Raw genomic sequence first — 17,904 nt, 5'->3', positions numbered from 1 at the left:
GCACGAGGTTCGGCGGTAGCCGTACATCATGCGGAAACCTCATCGTCCGGGTCCAGTCCATAAAGGCGGCCGGCGGCGTGGAGCAGGTCGAGATCGCCGGACAGCGCGGCGTCGCGGAGGCGGGCGCTGGGGGTATGCAGGAGCTTGTTGGTGAGGGTGTTGGCGAGAAAGGCGAGGGCTTCCTCCGCCGGACGCCCCTTGGCCAGCATGGCCTGGGCCTTGGCCAGCACTTCGTCGCGATGGCTTTCGGCGGCCGTACGCATGTCGACGGCCGGGTTGCGCAGGGTGAGGGCGCGACGCCAGGCCATGTAACGCTCGACCTGGAGGTCGATGATGGCATCGGCCTCGCGGGCGGCCAGCTCGCGCGAGCGACGGTTCTCGTCGATGACCTGCTTCAGGTCGTCGATGCCGTAAAGGTATACGTCGTCGAGCTGGGCGACCTCGGCCTCGATGTCGCGGGGCACGGCGATGTCCACCATGAACATCGGGCGCCGGCGGCGCTGGACGATGGCATCGGCGACCATGCCGCGCGTCACCACGGGCAGGCGCGAGGCAGTGGAGCTGATGACGATGTCCGCTTCCGCCAGGTGGCGGGGCAGGTCGGCCAGGGCGATGGCATAGGCGCCGTGGCGACCGGCCAGCTCCTGGGCGTTCTCCAGCGTGCGGTTGGCGACGATCAGCCGCCGGACCTTCTTGTCGGCCAGGTGCTTCGCGGCCAGCTCGATCGTCTCGCCCGCGCCGATCAGCAGCACGCAGGCCTGGCGCAGGTCGGTGAACACCTGCTCGGCAAGGCGCACCGCCGTATAGGCGACGGAAACCGTATGAGCACCGATGCGGGTATCCGTGCGTACGCGCTTGGCCACGGCGAAGGTGTGCTGGAGCAGGCGCTCCATCGGGGCTTTCAGGGTCTGCGCGCTGCGCGCCTGCTGGTAGGCGTCCTTCACCTGGCCGAGGATCTGCGGTTCGCCAAGCACCATCGAGTCCAGCCCGGTCGCTACGCGGAACATGTGACGCACGGCGTCCTGCTCGTCGTGCCGGTAGAGGAACTCATCGAGCCGTTGCGGGGTCAACCGGTGCTGATGCGACAGCCATTGGCCCGGCACGCCTTCGAAGCCTTCGGTCACGCTCACGTACAACTCGGTACGGTTGCAGGTGGAGAGGATCATCGCCTCTTCCACGCCCGGCTGGCGGGTGAGATCGCCCAACGCCTCGGGCGTCACCGAGGTGTCGAAGGCCACCTGCTCACGCAGGCTGACCGGCGCGGTGAGGTGATTGAGCCCGAGGGCGATGAGTGGCATGACGGGCTTGGTTCGGTGTCGGTGGCGTCGGCTAAGCTAAGGGCGCATTGTGCGCTCACGAGGCATCCGCATGTAGGCGGGGCCTGAGGAAAACGACGGAGACTAGTGTGCTGAGCGGTCGGTCCAAGTTCAAGCGAGTGCGGCATTTTGTGGCCCTTTCCGCGTTGGCCGCGGCCCTGGCGGGCTGCGCTGCCACGGGGACCCGGCCGGAGGCCCCCAAGGCGGTGCGGACGGGCGTGCAGCCCCTGGACCGCCTGCAGGTGGCCATCGTGCCGCCCGAGCGCGATCTCCAGGCGCAGCTGATGGCGGGCGATTTCGCCATTGCCAACAACGATCTCAAGACAGCTGCGACGGCCTACGGCAACGCGGCCATGATCAGCGACGACGCCAATGTGGCCGCCCGGGCCACCGAGCTCGCGCTCGCCATCCACGACCAGGCGGCGTCCGTGAAGGCGCTCGACCGTTGGGCCGCCCTTGGCGCCAAGCCGCTCGACCTGGCCGAGGGTCGGGCCCGCATCGCTCTCGACCGCGGCGACACGGCGGAAGCGGAGCGTCAGCTCAACGCCATGATCGCCACCGGCGACCACGATGCCTGGCGCGAGTTCGGCCGCACCCTGGCGATGGGGCGCGACCAGGCCCAGGCTGGCCAGCTGCTGGAGCGGATCGCCACGCCGGAACGGCTGCCCAACGACTCGGCCGCCTGGATGGCCATGAGCGAGCTGGGCGAAAGCTTCGGCCGGCACGAGTACGCCCAGCGCATCGGCGAGATGGCCCAGGCACGTTTCCACGATGGCTCGACTCTGGCCTGGGCCGCGCAGCAGAAGTACCGGGCGGGCGACCGCGAAGGGGCGAAGAAGCTGTTCGCCAAGGCGGTTGCGAAGGAGCCGAAGAACACCCGCCTGCGCATGGCCTACGCCACGATCCTTGCCCAGGGCGGCGACGAGAAGGGCGCGGCGAAACTGCTTTCGTCCGGTGCGCAAGACAGTGACACCTACACCATGCGCATGACCCTCGCCGCGCGCGCCGCGGACAAGGGGGGGCTGAAGCGTCTCTATGACGAGATTCGTCGCCAGTCCGACGACGTGCAGGCCGACAACGCCTTCACCCTCGGCCAGCTCGCCGAGATCCTCGATCAGAAAGAGGACGCCCTCGACTGGTATGCCGCCGTCGCGGACGACGATCCGCGCGCCTTCGATGCCTCGGTGCGCAGCGCCGTGATCCTGCATCAGCAAGGCAAGGATGACGACGCCCACGAGGTGGTCGCCGACTTGCAGACGACCTACGCGGACCGCCCTGAAGCGCTGCGCAAGGCCTTCGCGCTGGATGCGGAGCTGTATATGGACGCAGGCAACTACGCCGCGGCGGCGGCGTCCTACGACAAGGCGCTGCGGGTGAAGCCCGACGATCCGGAGATCCTCTACGGTCGCGGCATGGCCTACGCCGAGGCGGGCAAGATCGACCTTGCTGTGGCCGATTTCCGCAAGGTGCTGGAGATCAAGCCGGGCGATATCGAGACCAGCAACGCTTTGGGCTACACGCTGGCCGACAACGACCGCGACCTGGGCGAGGCGCAGTCGCTGATCGAGGCCGCGCGCAGCGCGCGCCCCGACGATCCGTCGGTGGCCGATTCCTGGGGCTGGCTGAAGTTTCGCCAGGGCCAGCTCGATCAGGCGGAGTCGGCGCTGCGTGGTGCCTGGTCCAAGCGCAAGGACGCCGACATTGGTGTCCATCTGGCCGAGGTGCTGTGGACGCGCGGCGAGCACGACGAGGCCCGCAAGGTGCTTAACGAAGTGCGCCGTATCGACCCGAAAAACGCCTCGCTCCAGAAGACCGAGAAGAAACTCAGCCCCTGAGGGGGGACGGGCTCTGTAGGAGCGCGCTTGCGCGCGATCGCGCGCAAGCGCGCTCCTACAGGGTCATCCACGTTGGAATTCGCATGACCTTTGTTCGCCCTCTCCGCATCGCCTCGGTGCTGCTTTCGGTGCTCCTCGCCGCCTGCGCCACCACCCGGCCTGCCGTCCACCAGCCCGGCGACGCCGTCACTCTGGGCATGCAGGAGGAGCGCGAACGCGCCCTGGCCGACACCGATCACTGGACGCTGCAAGGCCGCCTCTCGGTCTCCGACGGTAACGACTCAGGCTCGGGCAGCCTTACCTGGCGACAGGATGGCGATCGCTACGAATTCACTGTCCGCGCGCCGGTGACCGGCCGCAGCTTTCGACTGACCGGCGGCCCGGAAGGCGCCCAGCTCGATGGCCTCGACGGCGGTCCCCGCCAGGGGCCCGATGCGGAGACCCTGATGGCCAAGGCCGTCGGCTGGCAGATCCCGATGGTGGAATTGAAGCGTTGGGTGCTCGGCCTGCGCGCCGATGGTGGTCCGGCGGATATTGCCTTCGGCGCCGACCGCCTGCCGTCTCGCCTCGTGCAGGATGGCTGGACCGTGGACTACAAACAGTGGGACGCCACTCGCCAGCCCGCGATGCCGACCAAGGTCTTTGCAGAAAAAGCCCCCTTCAAGGTCCGCCTCTCCATCGAAGACTGGAAACTCGGCCCCTAGAAGCGGGCTTGCATAGGTCTGTAGGAGCGCGCTTGCGCGCGATAGAGGCTAGCGACAACGTGACATCCCAGCCTGGCATCGTGCGCAAGCGCGCTCCTACAATGCCGGGTTTATGCGGCCTGGAGACGCCATGCACTTCACCATCGCCCGCGCCCATGCCGACGACGTCGAGCGTATCTGCGCGATCGAGCGGGCCGCCGTTGAGCTTTTTCGCGGTCATGAAGCCTGGCCGGCCTATTCGGCGGTCTCCTTGCCGTCCGATGTGGTCCATGACCTGATCACGCGGGGACTGGTCTGGGTGGCGCTGGTCGACGACGAGGTGGTGGGCTTCGTCTGCCTCGATACCGAAAGCAGCACGGACGCGATCGGCATCGCAGAGATCGACGTGCTGCCATCGCATGGAGGCAAGGGCATCGGCGCGGCCCTGCTCGAACACGCCTGCACGTGGGCCCGCGAGGCGGGCTACCGGCAGGTGGATCTGGGCACGCTGGCCGACGTACCTTGGAACGCGCCGTTCTACGCCAAGCATGGCTTTGTCGAGGTGGACAAGCACGCGCCCGAATTCGCCGACGCCCTGGCCCGCGACCGCGAGAATGGCTTTCCCGACCATCTGCGCGTCTTCATGAGTCGTCAGCTGACGCCCCTGGCGCGCGGCGACTGGACCGTCTGGCCCGCGCCGGCCAAGCTGAACCTGTTCCTGCGCATCGTGGGGCGCCTGCCCAACGGCTACCACGAACTCCAGACCGTCTTCCGCCTGCTGGACTGGGGCGACGAAGTCCGTCTTCGCATCCGCGACGACGGCACGATCACCCGCCCTGTCGCCATCCCCGGCGTTCCCGAGGACACCGACCTTACCGTTCGGGCCGCCCGCCTGCTGGCGGAGACCACGGGCACCCGCCTGGGCGCCGAGATCGGTGTGGTCAAGCGCATCCCCATGGGGGGCGGCCTGGGGGGGGGCAGTTCGGACGCCGCGACGGTCCTGGTTGGCCTGAACGCCCTGTGGGGTACCGGGCTCGATGAGGACGCCCTGGCCGAATTGGGCCTGCGCCTGGGGGCGGACGTGCCGGTCTTCGTGCGCGGCCGCTCGGCCTGGGCCGAGGGGGTGGGCGAGGCGCTCAGTCCGATCCGCCTGCCGCGTCGCTGGTACGTGGTGCTCGATCCCCATGAGCACGTGCCCACGGCGGCCCTGTTCGCTGACCCCGAATTGACACGAAACGCCCCTCGGGCGACAATTTCGGCCTTTGTTTCCGGGGAAACGGCGGATAACGCCTTCGAACCCGTGGTCCGTGCGCGTCACCCGCGGGTGGCGACAGCGCTGGACTGGCTGGCGGGCTTCGGCCATGCCCGGCTGTCCGGTAGCGGCGGCTGCGTTTTCTTGGAAACGAGAACCCACGAGGCGGCGCTTGCTATCGCCTCGCGCTGTCCCAAGGGCTTCACGGCCCATGTGGCGGCGGGTGTCGATCCTTCGCCGCTGCAGGTCGCGCGGAGCCGGATCGTCGCCGGGGACATCGTGACGTAAGTGACGGGAAGGGCCGCGGGCAGCGGCAAGCCATGGTGGGCCGCCGGCTCGCCGGAAGAATTGTTGGGGCGTCGCCAAGCTGGTTAAGGCACGGGATTTTGATTCCCGCATACGCAGGTTCGAATCCTGCCGCCCCAGCCACCGTCCGCGGTGGCAAAGCCGATCCAACCCATCTCACGCCAGGAGTTCCCCGTGGATACGTCCACCCCGATGCTGTTCACCGGCAACGCGCACCGCGCGCTCGCCGACGATGTCGCCGCCCGCCTGGGCATCCCGCTGGGCAAGGCCCTTGTGGGTCGCTTCAGCGATGGCGAAGCGCAGATCGAGATCGAGGAAAACGTACGCAAGCAGGAAGTCTTCGTCATCCAGCCGACGGGCGCTCCCAGCGCGGAGAACCTGTTCGACCTGCTGGTGCTGGTAGACGCGCTCAAGCGCGCCTCGGCCGGTAGCGTCACGGCGGTGATGCCGTACTTCGGCTACGCCCGCCAGGATCGTCGCCCGCGTTCGGCCCGCGTGCCGATTACGGCGAAGCTGGCCGCCAAGATGATCGCCACGGCCGGCGCCGATCGCGTGCTCACGATCGATCTGCACGCCGACCAGATCCAGGGCTTCTTCGACATCCCGGTCGACAACGTGTACGCCTCGCCGGTGCTGTTGGCCGACATCTGGCGCCACCACAGCATGGACGACCTGATCGTGGTCAGCCCGGACGTGGGCGGCGTGGTGCGCGCCCGCGCACTTGCCAAGCGCCTGGACGACGCCGACCTGGCCATCATCGACAAGCGCCGCCCCCGGGCGAACGTCGCGACGGTGATGAACATCATCGGCGACGTGGAAGGCAAGACCTGCGTCCTCGTGGACGACATCGTGGACACCGCCGGCACGCTGTGCGCCGCGGCGGCCGCGCTGAAGGAAAAGGGCGCCCGCAAGGTCGTCGCCTACTGCGTGCATCCGGTGCTCTCGGGCGCCGCGATCACCAACCTGGAGAACTCCCAGCTCGACCAGCTGGTGGTCACCAATACGCTGCCGTTGCGCGACAACGCCCGTAACTGTGCGAAAATTCGCCAGTTGTCGGTCGCGGAACTGCTCGCGGAGACGATCCGCCGCATCGCCTTCGGCGAGTCGGTGAGCTCGCTCTACATCGACTGATCCACCGTTTTTCGGGCTCCCCTGGTCGCGGGGGAGTCCTTTACAAGCCGCCGCGAGGCGGTTTCACTTGAGGCAACACCAATGTCTACCAACCACAAGCTCACGGCCACGAGCCGCAAGATCGAAGGGAAGGGTGCGAGCCGCCGCCTTCGTATTGCGGGCCACGTGCCGGCGATCGTTTACGGTGCGGGCGAAGCCCCCCAGGCGATCCAGGTCCTTCACAACGACATCCTGCTCGGCTCGCGCTTTGAGTCGTTCTACTCGTCGGTGATCGACCTGACCGTCGACGGCAAGCTGCAGAAGGTCCTGATCAAGGACTGGCAGAAGCACCCGTTCAAGCAGCTCATGCTGCACATGGACTTCCTGCGCATCAACGAGAACGAAGCCGTTCGCGTCGCCGTGCCGGTCCACTTCCTGAACCAGGAAAAGAGCCCGGCCGGTAAGACCGCCGGTCTGGTCATCTCGCACAACCTGACGGAAATCACCGTCTCGTGCCTGCCGAAGGACCTCCCGGAGTTCATCGCGCTCGACCTCGTCGACCTGAAGGCTGGCGACATCGTCCACCTGTCCGACCTCAAGCTGCCGGCCGGTGTGGAAATTCCTGAGCTGGGCCTGGGCAAGGAACACGACGTTGCCGTCGTGACCGTGGCCGCCATCCAGGAAGAAGTCGATCCGGCCGCCGAAGGCGGCGACGCTCCGGCCGAAGAGAAGAAGTAATCGGCGGCGGCCCGCGCATGGCGCGGGCCGCTTCCGCTTCATCTCATGGCGTCCATACGTCTCATCGTCGGCCTCGGCAACCCCGGGGCCGAATACGTCAGGACCCGGCACAATGCCGGGTTCTGGTGTGTCGATGCCCTGGCCATGGATCAGGGCGAACGCTGGGCCTTCGATGGCAAGTTGCACGGTGAAACCTGCAAGCTGCGCATCGCCGGCGAGAACGTCTGGCTGCTGAAGCCGGCCACGTTCATGAACAAGAGCGGCATCGCCGTCGCCTCGGCGCTGCGCTACTACAAGATCGCGCCGGAAGAGTGCCTCGTCGCCCACGACGAACTGGACCTCTCGCCCGGCACCGTCCGCATGAAGTTCGATGGCGGCCACGGCGGCCAGAACGGATTGCGCGACATCATGGCCCACCTGGGCCACGGCAAATTCCATCGCCTGCGGGTCGGCATCGGCCACCCGGGGCACAAGGACAAGGTCTCCCCGTGGGTGCTCGGTCGCCCGAGCGCAGCCGACGAGGACGCCATCATGATCGGTATCGGACGTGCCTTCGACGTGCTGCCTTTGGCGCTGTCGGGCAAGTTCGAGGAAGCCATGAAAAGACTGCATACGGCCGCCTAGCGGCCGGGTTACAGGGCCGACGGCCCGACTTACAGGGCCACGCTCCGTAAGCCAACGACTATTGCGAAGAATCGAGAGCATCGCCCCATGGGTATCAAATGCGGCATCGTCGGCCTGCCTAATGTCGGCAAGTCCACCCTGTTCAACGCGCTGACCAAGGCGGGCATCGCAGCGGCCAACTTCCCGTTCTGCACGATCGAGCCGAACACCGGCATCGTGCCCGTGCCCGATCCGCGCCTGGACGAACTCGCGGCGATCGTGAAGCCCGAGAAGATCATCCCCACCACCATGGAATTCGTCGACATCGCAGGCCTCGTGGCCGGCGCGTCGAAGGGCGAAGGCCTGGGCAACAAGTTCCTCGCGCACATCCGCGAGACGGACGCCATCGCCCACGTGGTGCGCTGCTTCGAAGACGGCAACGTCATCCACGTGGCGAACAAGGTCGACCCGATCGCCGACATCGAGACCATCGACACCGAGCTGGCGCTGGCCGATCTCGAGTCCGTGCTGAAGGCCCTTGATCGCGCCACCCGCGCGGCCAAGGCCAACGACAAGGACGCGCTCGCCCGCAAGCCGGTGCTCGAGAAGCTCGCCGCGGTGCTCGACCAAGGCAAGTCCGCGCGCACCGCCGGCCTCGACGCCGACGAGAAGGCGCTCATCCGCGACATGTTCCTCATCACGCTCAAGCCGCTGATGTACATCGCCAACGTGGCGGAAGACGGCTTCGAGAACAACCCGCATTTGGATGCCGTGCGCGCCCGCGCAGTGGAAGAGGGCGCCGAGGTGGTGCCGGTGTGCGCCGCCATCGAGGAAGAACTCTCACAGCTCGAAGACGCCGACCGCGACGAATTCCTCAAGGACCTCGGTCTTGAAGAACCGGGCCTCAACCGCGTGATCCGCGCCGGCTACAAGCTGCTCGGCCTGCAGACCTACTTCACCGCCGGCGTGAAGGAAGTCCGCGCCTGGCAGCTCCGCGCCGGTTCCACGGCCCCCCAGGCCGCCGGTGTCATCCACACCGACTTCGAGCGAGGCTTCATCCGCGCCGAAACCATCGCCTACGACGACTACATCAAGCTCAAGGGCGAGCAGGGCGCCAAGGAAGCCGGCCGCCTGCGCCTGGAAGGCAAGGAATACATCGTCAAGGAAGGCGACGTGCTGCACTTCCGCTTCAACGTCTGACCCGCTGGCAAGCTCGCTGGTACCCCAAGGCCGCGCATTTGCGCGGCCTTGTCGTATCCGCCACCGCTTTGTAGGAGCGCGCTTGCGCGCGACCCGCGGCAGCGGGCCAGGTTGCCGCTGCCGCGAATCGCGCGCAAGCGCGCTCCTACAGACGCGTTTCGTCGCGACAAGCGTGGACGAGAGTCCCTGTCCGGTCCTCCTTTATGGCCTGCCAATGCGTGAAAAAACCTCGCTCCATGGGAAAAATTAAGTATTCTTGAAATCGAATTTTGTCGACTCAAGTATTCTCAAGGGGAGAATGACGGTATGCAGCTATCCCAGCTCCGCGCCTTTTGCGCGGTGGCCGAGACCGGATCGGTCATCGGGGCGTCGCGGGTCCTGAACCGGGTGCCGTCGAGTATCACCGTCAGGATCCAGCAGCTCGAGGAAGATCTGGGCTGCGAGCTGTTCGTTCGCGAACGGCAGAAAATGAGCCTCTCGCATGAGGGCCGCAAGCTGCTGGAGCACGCCCAGCGCTTGGTCGGGCTGGCCGATGGCACCCGCGCCTTCATGCGTGAGGAGGACGCCGAAGGGCATCTTGTCCTGGGTGCCCTTGGGGTCACGCAGGTCGGATTTCTGCCCCGTCTCATTGCTCGGTACCGTTCACGGCATCGGGCGGTGACGCTGGATGTGCGCAGCGAGGCGTCCGAGGTGCTTGTCGAGCAGGTGGCGGACGGTGTGCTGGATATCGCTCTTGTGGATGGCCCCGTGAGCACGGCGGCGCTGGAGAGCCGGCTGGCTTATACCGACGACATGCTCCTGGTTACGGAGTTCGGCCATCCCGTCGTGGAATCGCCTCGCGATCTGCGTGGTATGCAACTGTTCGGGTCTCGTCACGATGGCTCGTTTCGCTATCGTATCGATGCATGGCTCGAAGCGGCAGGTCGTCAGCTGCTTCCCGTCGTAGAAGTCGAGTCGTACCACGCGATGCTCTCCCGCGTGGTCGCGGGCATGGGGGCTGCGTGGATTCCGCGTTCCGTGCTTCCGACGTTGGCCGCCCACGCGCATGTGCGAGCGCATGCGCTGGGTGACGTTGGCCGGACTGAAATCCATTTTCTATGGCGAATCGGGCAGTTGACGCGTCATGCGGAGCGCCTGATGGAAGTACATCGCGATACGTGCATGGAAGATGCGTTCTAATCCTTGAAATAAGGGTTTTTCGCATGCATGCTGCAAGATACGTCAGGGGGCGCATCCATGGAATTTCTTCAGATTTCGCATTTTTCCGGTCGCGTCAATGAGGCGTTCTCGGTGGATGTCGATGGCCATAGCGTCGTCTTTACGTTGCTCGAAGTGTTGCCGATGCCGGCGCACGCCGTGCCGGACGGTGTGCGTGAACCGTTCGCCCTCTTGTTCCGTAATGAGGCAGCTGTGGTCTTTCCGCAGCGCATTTATGCGATGACGAACGCATCGATGGGCGAGGTCGGCATCTTTCTTGTGCCGGTGGCCCGGGATCGCGACGGGTTTCTCTATCAGGCCGTATTCAACTGATCCAGCGCATGGCGGTATGCGTGTCGCTGGTCCCGGTGACCATGAAACCCAGACGCTCGTAGAGCGCCTGAGCGCGGGGATTGAATCGGCTTACATGCAGGGTTACGCCGAATCCGCGGCTAACCGCCGTCGCCTGCAATGAGGCGAGCACGTCGGTTCCGATGCCTTTTCCTTGCATGGACACCAACAGGCTGATGTCGATGACGTGGAGGTTGCCGTCACGATCGTCGACGTACAGGCGGCCCATGGGATGGCCGTCGCGCTCCAGGATGAAGAAATCCGCGTCCGGATAATGCGAGAGATAGTGCGTGTGCTGCAGTTCGAACTGCGAGTCCAGAAAACGATGCTTCGCTGCTTCGGGCCAGGGTACGCCCTTCATTTCTTCGGCGCGCGAGTGAGCGTAGAGCTGCCGCAGGAACGGAAGATCGTCCGTTCCTGCGGCCCTCAGGTGAAAACCAGTCCCTCCGATATCCTCGTAAAGGGTCTTGCGGATGGGAAAGGGGCGCAAGGTCGGCATCAGTCGAACGGCGGGAAGTCGCCTTGAACGCAAATGCAGAAGTTCAATGCCAGGTAGGGTTGACGATTTTCGTGCGCCAAGCCGCCGCCATACATGCCGATCGTCGTCAGGCTGAGCTGGCTATCCACCGGCTGGGGGTTTGTGAAGAAGCTGCCGTCCTTGGTCGACGTGCCCATGCCATAGCCTGCTTGCGGCTGGGCGTGGCGTTTGGCGGTCGTGGCCTGCTGGTAGACCGTGAACTGATGTGTGTGAGACGGTATCTGCTGGGTGGCCAGCGTGACGCCTTCCGTGCCGAACGACTGGCCGATCGTGCGCGGCGTCAGGCCGGGGGCCGTGCCCTGGTTGACCGGTACGCGCCCCCGAAAGTCAGGAATACCGAACGTGTTGACGCCGTCGCCGCCATAGTTCACGCCGAGCAGGGAGTAGAGGGCCGCATACTGGCGGACCTGTAGCAACGCGCCGTTGCATAGGAGCCATCCCTGGGGGGCAAAATTGAATCCGAACAGTCGGATCTCACCGATATAGGGGTCTGCCATGATGGAGTCTCTCTGGATACGGGGCCGATGGGTTACTGCTGGCTAGGGAAGATGCCTTGCGCACAGATGCAGAAGTTGGCCGTCAGCGTCGGCATCAGGTTGGCATGCGGCTGGTTGCCTCCCACGGAATCGACGCAGTGCGTATTCATCGATATGGCCGTCGCGCCGGCGACGTCGACGTAGAAGGTGTCGTCATTACCGATCGTGGCTGGCATGAAGCCTGCGCCGGGCGATTGCGATGTCGACGCTCCGGTCAAGGCATTGAGCGTATGGGAGTGCTGTGGAATCTGGCCACTGGTCAGCGTCACGTTTTCCGTGCCGCCGGTGGAGCCAAGGGGATGAGGGCTGAGGCCGTTGCCCGTGCCCTGGTGGATAGGGACCTGGCCGCGGAGATCGGGCACACCGAAGGTATTCACGCCATCGCCGCCGTAGGTGGTGCCGATCAACGTATACAAGGTCTGGTACTGCGCGATCGACTTGAGGCTGCCATCGCAAGCCAGCCAGCCAATGGGGATTTTGTAGAAAGCGTAGAGACGGATTTCACCGACGTACTGGTCGCTCATCATTCGTCTCCTGATCAGGGGCGCGGCGGAAAGATGCCGGTCAACGCAATCGCAAAATTGATCGTGCGAAACGGCTGCATGTTCGTGTGGGGTTGGCCGCCAGGGGGGGAAAGGCCGATCGATCCGGGTGCGAGCACGGCCGTCGCGCCGCCAGGTGCCGCGTAAAGATTTTCGGTCGGGTTCTTGGTCAGGTATCCGCCCGTTGGATTCTTGACCGCGGGCTGTTGCGTGGTCGCCCGCAGCGTATGCGTATGGGTCGGGGTTTCCGCCATGCCGATCGTGACGTTTTCGGCCCCTCCGAAGCCTGCCAGCGGATAATTCGTGCCGCCGGTGAGCTGTCCCATGCCGAGCGGCGCGCGTCCCCTCAGGTCGGGAAGTACGAAATTGGTGGTGCCGTTGCCTCCGAACTGGGTTCCCAGCAGCGCGAATAGCGCCTGGTTCTGCTGGATGGACATCGTCTGTCCATTGCACAGCGCGTAGCCTCTCGGCGCGAAGTTGAAACCGGCCATCATGATCTGGCCAACGAAGGGCTCGCTCATTAGTTCTCCCCTTTGAGCAGCGTGGGCGGGCTGGACGTGCGACAGACTCTCGCCTGCCCTTTCGGACAAGTGCAAGTGTCGGCGTGGATCGCATGCTCTGCCGGTCCGCGGATGGCGTATACCCCCGAAATCGGTGATACCTGCCCGGGCTTTGGCTTGGTCCAATACGGTTGGCGGCCCGTGTGTCGCATGTCGATATTGCCGAATACGGCTGTCGTATGCGGCATATGCGTAAAAGCCCCGGAGTAGCATCGCTACAGGGGAATGCGTCGTCGCTATAGAAGAGCGGGTCAACAGGCTCGCCATGTCACCGCGGGGACCAGCAGGGGAAAACCATGTCGCAGATGTCACGGGGCGGGAGCGGCGCATGCGCGTCGCGCCAGGGTAGGGGTGTGGCACGCTGGCTCATGCTGGTCTTGTTGCTGTGGCTCGCGGGAGCGGGAAGCGCCTGGGCGGCATGTACATCGCCACAGACGGCGCATATCGCTCCTGGCGGCACGGCGACATTCACTTGCTCGGCCTTTGGCTTCACCGTGGTCTCCGGACCTCAATTCGGATCGGTCAGCACGGCAGGCACGCCAGATGACGCCTTTGCTCTGACCTATACCAATACGGGCATCACGCAGACGGATTCGTTCACGGCCAATGACGATAGCAATACCCTGATCCAGTTCAATATCACGATCGGTCCGGTCCTGACGGTCACGCCGTCTACCCTGCCCGCGATGGCGTACGGCCAGGCCATTACGGCGGTGCAAATGCAGACCACCGGCGGTACGGCGCCCTACCATTACACTTTCACGGGAACGCCGCCCACCGGTTTGTCGATCTCCGACGGTGGCATCATTTCGGGCACGCCATCCAAGGCCGGCTCATTCTCATTTTCGGTGCACGTGATCGACGCCGGCAACAATGCGGTGGACAAGGCCTATACCGTCGCGGTCGCCTTCCCCACGGTGAGCCTGACGCCGGCGACGCTGCCCGCGGCGACGCAGGGGCGCCCGTATTCCGTCACGCTGATCGGTTCCGGCGGCACGCCGTCTTACGCCTATAGCCTGGCCAGCGGTCCGCTGCCCGTTGGCATCAGCTTCAATCCGGCGACGGGCGTGCTCAGCGGTACGCCCACCGGGGCGGCGCAGAACTATCCGGTCAGCTTCACGGTGACCGACAGCACGCCCAGCGTCGACGGGTCGCATGCGACCGCGACACAGGGATACACCTTGCAGGTCGTCGCGCCGCCGACTATCGCCGTCAATCCGCCGACCCTGCCGAATGCGACGCATGGCACCGCTTATTCGCAAACCCTGAGCGCCTCCGGCGGCACCGCGCCTTATACCTTCAGCGCCACGGCGCTGCCTGCGGGCCTGGTCCTGGATCCCAACGCCGGCACGCTCAGCGGTACGCCGACGTCGGGTGGCCCGGCCACCTTCACGGCCACCGCGACCGATGCGAACGGTTTCACCGGTTCACGCTTCTATTCGATGAATATCGATGCCGTCGTGCCGGGCGCTCCCTCGGTGGGGAGCGTCACTTCGGCGGCGGGCGGCCCGTCGACACTGGCCTCCGCCGACGTGAATTTCACGGCGCCGACGGATAACGGCGGTTCGACGATCACCGGCTACACCGTCACCTCCAGTCCCGGCGGGCTGACCGCTTCGGGCTCGGGCAGTCCGATCACCGTCAACGGTCTCCAGCGAGGCACGGCGTATACGTTCACCGTGGTCGCCACCAATGGCGTGGGTACCGGAGCGGCGTCGTCGCCCTCCGGCTCGATCACTCCGCAGATCAGCCAGACGATCGTCTTCACCAATCCGGGCACACAGAACTACGGTACGACGCCCACCCTCACGGCGTCGGTCGATACGAACAGGCCGCTGACGTTTTCATCGACCACGACGGACATTTGCACCATCAACCCCTCGACGGGCCAACTCGCCTTCGTGTCGGGCGGTAATTGTTCGATCACGGTGACTCAGGCGGGCGACGCGACCTATCTACCCGCCTCGAAGACGGTGCAGTTCGTGGTGAATTCGGTCGCGCCAGGTGCGCCGACGGTCGGTTTGGTCGTCGCGCCGGATTCACCGGCAGGGCAGAACACGGGCAGCGCGCAAGTGCCGTTCTCTCCGCCCGCCAACACCGGTGGCTCGCAGATCACGGGTTATACCGTGACGGCCAGCCCCGGCAACATCACGGCGAGCGGTGCCACCTCGCCGATCACCGTGACCGGGCTGACGCTCGGCCAGGCCTATACGTTCTCGATCGTCGCCACCAACGGCTCCGGTCCGGGGTCGTCGTCGGGACAGAGCAACGCCGTGACGCCGGTCGGCGCACAGACGATCGCCTTCAACAACCCGGGTAACGTGAACTTCGGGGCGACGGTGACGATGAGCGCCACCGCCACCTCGGGGCTGCCTGTGCAGTTCGCGACGACCACGCCGAACGTGTGCGAGGTGCGTAACTCCAACCAGGTATTCGGCAAGGCGCCTGGCAATTGCGCCATGCAGGCGTCCCAGGATGGGACCCCTGCCTATCGCGCCGCAGCGAACGTCACGCAGAACTTCCAGATCATCGTGCCCGGTGGCGCGGTGACGATCGACACCACCTCGCTTCCCTCGCCGACCCGCGGTACGCAGTACGCGCAGAACATCGTCGCCAGCAACGGCGCGCCGCCGTACACCTTCACGGTCGTGAGCGGCTCGCTGCCGGGTAACCTGACGCTGAACCCTTCCGATGGCGGGGTCACGGGCCTGGTGACGCAGTCGGGCACTTTCAATTTCCGCGTGCGCGTGACCGACCAGGCACAGCAGTTCGCCGAGCAGAACTACAGCGTCAGCGTCGTCTCGCCGACCCTGGTGTTCACGCCGTCGTCGCTGCCGAACGGCAAGGCCGCCGTGCCGTACCAGACCACGACGGTCAGCGCGAGCGGCGGTATCGCCCCGTACACCTATGCGATCACCTCCGGCAACCTGCCCGCGGGTCTGGTGATGACCCAGGCGGGCACCATCAGCGGTACGCCGACGGCCGCCGGATCCTTCAACCTCACCATTACGGCCACGGATAACTTCGGTTACACCGGCTCGCAGTCCTATACCGTCACGATGGCCGAGCCGACGCCGATCGCCGTGGACGACACAGCGACCGTGGGGGCGAACAACCCGGTCACCATCCCGGTGACGAGTAACGACAGCGGCCCCATCACCAGCATCGCGGTCACCCAGGCGCCGGCCCACGGTGCGGCGGTGGTCAATGGCGTGAACGTGGTCTATACCCCGGCGCAGAACTACTTCGGTACCGACACGTTCAAGTACACGGCGACGGGGCCCGGCGGGACATCCAACGCCGCCAACGTGAACGTCACGGTCGCCGCCGGACCGGTGCCCACGGTGACGGCGCAGAAGGCCACAGTGCTCGGCGGCCAGTCGGTGACGATCCATGGTGCGGCGGGCGCCGGCAACGGTCCGTTTACCGCGGCCAGCGTCGTCGCGCAGCCATCCACCGGCAACGTGCAGGTGCAGGGTACGGACCTGGTCTATACCGCGCCGGCAGAGGCCTCCGGTGACATCACGTTCGACTACACCCTCAGCAATGTCTTCGGTACGTCGCAGCCCGCGCACGTGACGGTGACGGTCAATCCCGCGCCGATCGCGCCGCCCGTCGCGGCCGAGGCGATCGCCGGTCGCGTCGTCCAGGTGAACCTCACCAGCGCAGCGCATGGCGGTCCGTTCACCGGTGCCAACGTGGTCTCCGTGTCGCCGTCCAACGCCGGTGCGACGAGCATCCAGGCCTCGGCCAACGGCTACGTGTTGACCTTCACGGCGGCGCCGACATTCGGCGGCACGGCGCAGATCGGCTACACGCTGACCAACGCGTATGCCACGTCGGCACCGGGTTACATCACCGTCACAGTGACACCGCGCAGCGATCCGTCGAAGGATCCCGAAGTGCTGGGCGTGCTCTCGGCGCAGGCCGATGCCACCCGCCGCATGGCCGTGGGTCAGATCAGCAACTTCCAGCGTCGCCTGGAAATGCTGCACAGCGGTGGCGCGAGCGGCTTCACCAACGGCATCACCCTGGCCTCGGCCGGCATGTCGCGTGGAGGCGACGCGTATGCCGACTTGCGTCGGACCCAGGACGAGAACAGCCGCCGTTATCTCGTGCAGCCGAACGGCGATTCGCCTGAATCGCTGACGGCGGCCAGCTCACAGCACGGCAATCTCCCGGGCGACGTGTCGGTGTGGACCGGCGGCGCGATCAACTTCGGCAAGAGCCAGGTGGGCACCAGCGACAACGGAACCGACTTCACCACTTCGGGCCTGAGCTTCGGTGTCGACAAGCAGTTCAGCGAGAAGCTGGCCGTGGGTGCCGGCGTGGGCTACGGCCACGACAACACGGACGTCGGCAACAAGGGCAGCCGCAGCGCGGTGGACAGCTACAACGTGGCGCTCTACGCGAGCTACCGTCCGACCACGTCGTTCTATACGGATGCATTGATCGGCTACCAGTGGCTGTCGTTCGACTCGAAGCGCTATGTCACTGACAACGGTAACCGCGTCAATGGCAGCCGCGACGGCACGCAGTGGTTCGCGTCGATCTCGGCGGGTTATCAGATGGTGGGCGACAACTCGCAGTTCACGCCGTACGGTCGCCTGGATGTCGCCCGCGCGCGTCTCGACGGTTACACGGAGCATGGCGACGACGTGTATTCCCTGAAGTACCAGGGTCAGACGGTGAAGACGACCACGGCGACCGTGGGCGTGCTCGCCCAGTGGGCGGTGAAGCGCGATTACGGCGTGTGGGCTCCGCAACTGCGTGCCGAGTTCGGTCACGACATGCAGGGTTCCGGCCAGGCCGTGATGCGCTACGCCGACCTGCTCGATGGTCCCCTGTATCGGGCCACCCTGTACCGGCAGTCGCGCAACCACACGCTGCTGGGCGCCGGCATCGTCCTGCAGACCCGGGGTGGCTGGATGATCCGCGCCGAGTACCAGAACCAGTTGGACAACACGACGCGCGACAACCAGTCGATCCTGTTGGGCATCGAGAAGAAGTTCGGGCCCTAAAAGCCCATGTAGGAGCGCGCTTGCGCGCGATGGGGGTTATCCGCCCGCCCCATCGCGCGCAAGCGCGCTCCTACAGGTTGCGCAATTGAATCGCTTGCAAACCAATACCCCGGTCC

General features: G+C 65.6%; 15 protein-coding genes and 1 tRNA gene. 11 read left to right on the top strand and 5 right to left on the bottom strand.

Annotation, left to right across the window (positions count from 1 at the left end; all coding sequences use genetic code 11):
• Nucleotides 1-26: 26 nt before the first annotated feature.
• On the bottom strand, nucleotides 27-1,298 hold the full coding sequence (gene hemA / locus GAK28_RS01920; protein WP_291774270.1) for a glutamyl-tRNA reductase: 1,272 nt from the start codon (nucleotides 1,296-1,298) through the stop codon (nucleotides 27-29).
• A gap of 236 nt (nucleotides 1,299-1,534) precedes the next feature.
• Between hemA and GAK28_RS01915 the strand changes: the two genes are divergently transcribed.
• The 10 genes from GAK28_RS01915 (at nucleotide 1,535) to GAK28_RS01870 (ending at nucleotide 10,573) form a co-directional block, all read left to right on the top strand.
• The gene (locus tag GAK28_RS01915) at nucleotides 1,535-3,151 is read left to right on the top strand and encodes a tetratricopeptide repeat protein (RefSeq protein ID WP_291774267.1); all 1,617 of its coding nucleotides are present in this window, start codon (nucleotides 1,535-1,537) and stop codon (nucleotides 3,149-3,151) included.
• An 83-nt stretch (nucleotides 3,152-3,234) separates the two neighbouring features.
• Nucleotides 3,235-3,855 (top strand): lipoprotein insertase outer membrane protein LolB, encoded by a 621-nt coding sequence (gene lolB / locus GAK28_RS01910; protein WP_291774264.1) that lies wholly within the window; start codon nucleotides 3,235-3,237, stop codon nucleotides 3,853-3,855.
• A 130-nt stretch (nucleotides 3,856-3,985) separates the two neighbouring features.
• Nucleotides 3,986-5,374 carry a 4-(cytidine 5'-diphospho)-2-C-methyl-D-erythritol kinase gene (ispE, locus tag GAK28_RS01905; protein WP_291774260.1) on the top strand — a complete coding sequence of 463 codons (1,389 nt, stop codon included), beginning with the start codon at nucleotides 3,986-3,988 and terminating at the stop codon, nucleotides 5,372-5,374.
• 64 nt (nucleotides 5,375-5,438) lie between these two features.
• Nucleotides 5,439-5,515: transfer RNA gene (locus tag GAK28_RS01900), tRNA-Gln, on the top strand.
• Between the two features lie 69 nt (nucleotides 5,516-5,584).
• Nucleotides 5,585-6,523, top strand: coding sequence for a ribose-phosphate diphosphokinase (locus GAK28_RS01895; RefSeq protein WP_291774497.1), 939 nt, complete (start codon nucleotides 5,585-5,587; stop codon nucleotides 6,521-6,523).
• 81 nt (nucleotides 6,524-6,604) lie between these two features.
• A complete protein-coding gene (locus GAK28_RS01890; protein WP_291774258.1) occupies nucleotides 6,605-7,240 on the top strand; it encodes a 50S ribosomal protein L25/general stress protein Ctc in 636 nt (211 codons plus the stop codon).
• A 45-nt stretch (nucleotides 7,241-7,285) separates the two neighbouring features.
• On the top strand, nucleotides 7,286-7,864 hold the full coding sequence (gene pth / locus GAK28_RS01885) for an aminoacyl-tRNA hydrolase (protein ID WP_291774256.1): 579 nt from the start codon (nucleotides 7,286-7,288) through the stop codon (nucleotides 7,862-7,864).
• Between the two features lie 87 nt (nucleotides 7,865-7,951).
• Nucleotides 7,952-9,043, top strand: a complete 1,092-nt coding sequence (ychF, locus tag GAK28_RS01880; RefSeq protein WP_291774254.1) for a redox-regulated ATPase YchF — start codon at nucleotides 7,952-7,954, stop codon at nucleotides 9,041-9,043.
• A 306-nt stretch (nucleotides 9,044-9,349) separates the two neighbouring features.
• The gene (locus GAK28_RS01875) at nucleotides 9,350-10,222 is read left to right on the top strand and encodes a LysR family transcriptional regulator (protein WP_291774252.1); all 873 of its coding nucleotides are present in this window, start codon (nucleotides 9,350-9,352) and stop codon (nucleotides 10,220-10,222) included.
• 57 nt (nucleotides 10,223-10,279) lie between these two features.
• Complete coding sequence (locus GAK28_RS01870) at nucleotides 10,280-10,573, top strand: hypothetical protein (RefSeq protein WP_291774250.1); 294 nt, start codon at nucleotides 10,280-10,282, stop codon at nucleotides 10,571-10,573.
• Here GAK28_RS01870 and GAK28_RS01865 read toward each other — a convergent pair.
• From GAK28_RS01865 to GAK28_RS01850, 4 genes are read right to left on the bottom strand one after another with little or no spacing between them, the layout of a single operon-like run.
• Complete coding sequence (locus GAK28_RS01865) at nucleotides 10,566-11,090, bottom strand: GNAT family N-acetyltransferase (RefSeq protein WP_291774247.1); 525 nt, start codon at nucleotides 11,088-11,090, stop codon at nucleotides 10,566-10,568. The two genes, GAK28_RS01870 and GAK28_RS01865, sit on opposite strands and share 8 nt — an antisense overlap.
• A complete protein-coding gene (locus tag GAK28_RS01860) occupies nucleotides 11,090-11,626 on the bottom strand; it encodes a tail fiber protein (protein WP_291774244.1) in 537 nt (178 codons plus the stop codon). The genes GAK28_RS01865 and GAK28_RS01860 overlap by 1 nt, the downstream gene beginning before the upstream one ends.
• Nucleotides 11,627-11,658: 32 nt before the next feature.
• Entirely contained in the window at nucleotides 11,659-12,189 is a 531-nt protein-coding gene (locus GAK28_RS01855; RefSeq protein ID WP_291774242.1) for a tail fiber protein, read from the bottom strand.
• Nucleotides 12,190-12,203: 14 nt separating this feature from the next.
• On the bottom strand, nucleotides 12,204-12,728 hold the full coding sequence (locus GAK28_RS01850) for a tail fiber protein (protein ID WP_291774239.1): 525 nt from the start codon (nucleotides 12,726-12,728) through the stop codon (nucleotides 12,204-12,206).
• 392 nt (nucleotides 12,729-13,120) lie between these two features.
• Between GAK28_RS01850 and GAK28_RS01845 the strand changes: the two genes are divergently transcribed.
• Nucleotides 13,121-17,788 carry an autotransporter domain-containing protein gene (locus tag GAK28_RS01845; protein WP_291774237.1) on the top strand — a complete coding sequence of 1,556 codons (4,668 nt, stop codon included), beginning with the start codon at nucleotides 13,121-13,123 and terminating at the stop codon, nucleotides 17,786-17,788.
• Nucleotides 17,789-17,904 lie beyond the last annotated feature (116 nt).

Source organism: Luteibacter sp., from assembly GCF_009912395.1.
Lineage (GTDB): Bacteria > Pseudomonadota > Gammaproteobacteria > Xanthomonadales > Rhodanobacteraceae > Luteibacter.
This window is presented reverse-complemented; position numbering and strand designations above follow the sequence as displayed.

Bases quoted from the DNA above. Each gene is read 5' to 3' on its own strand.
- GAK28_RS01870 (WP_291774250.1), top strand. From the start codon at position 10,280: ATGGAATTTCTTCAGATTTCGCATTTTTCCGGTCGCGTCAATGAGGCG.
- GAK28_RS01890 (WP_291774258.1), top strand. From the start codon at position 6,605: ATGTCTACCAACCACAAGCTCACGGCCACGAGCCGCAAGATCGAAGGG.
- GAK28_RS01875 (WP_291774252.1), top strand. From the start codon at position 9,350: ATGCAGCTATCCCAGCTCCGCGCCTTTTGCGCGGTGGCCGAGACCGGA.
- ispE (WP_291774260.1), top strand. From the start codon at position 3,986: ATGCACTTCACCATCGCCCGCGCCCATGCCGACGACGTCGAGCGTATC.
- GAK28_RS01895 (WP_291774497.1), top strand. From the start codon at position 5,585: ATGCTGTTCACCGGCAACGCGCACCGCGCGCTCGCCGACGATGTCGCC.
- GAK28_RS01865 (WP_291774247.1), bottom strand. From the start codon at position 11,090: ATGCCGACCTTGCGCCCCTTTCCCATCCGCAAGACCCTTTACGAGGAT.
- pth (WP_291774256.1), top strand. From the start codon at position 7,286: ATGGCGTCCATACGTCTCATCGTCGGCCTCGGCAACCCCGGGGCCGAA.
- lolB (WP_291774264.1), top strand. From the start codon at position 3,235: ATGACCTTTGTTCGCCCTCTCCGCATCGCCTCGGTGCTGCTTTCGGTG.
- ychF (WP_291774254.1), top strand. From the start codon at position 7,952: ATGGGTATCAAATGCGGCATCGTCGGCCTGCCTAATGTCGGCAAGTCC.
- GAK28_RS01850 (WP_291774239.1), bottom strand. From the start codon at position 12,728: ATGAGCGAGCCCTTCGTTGGCCAGATCATGATGGCCGGTTTCAACTTC.
- GAK28_RS01855 (WP_291774242.1), bottom strand. From the start codon at position 12,189: ATGAGCGACCAGTACGTCGGTGAAATCCGTCTCTACGCTTTCTACAAA.
- GAK28_RS01860 (WP_291774244.1), bottom strand. From the start codon at position 11,626: ATGGCAGACCCCTATATCGGTGAGATCCGACTGTTCGGATTCAATTTT.
- hemA (WP_291774270.1), bottom strand. From the start codon at position 1,298: ATGCCACTCATCGCCCTCGGGCTCAATCACCTCACCGCGCCGGTCAGC.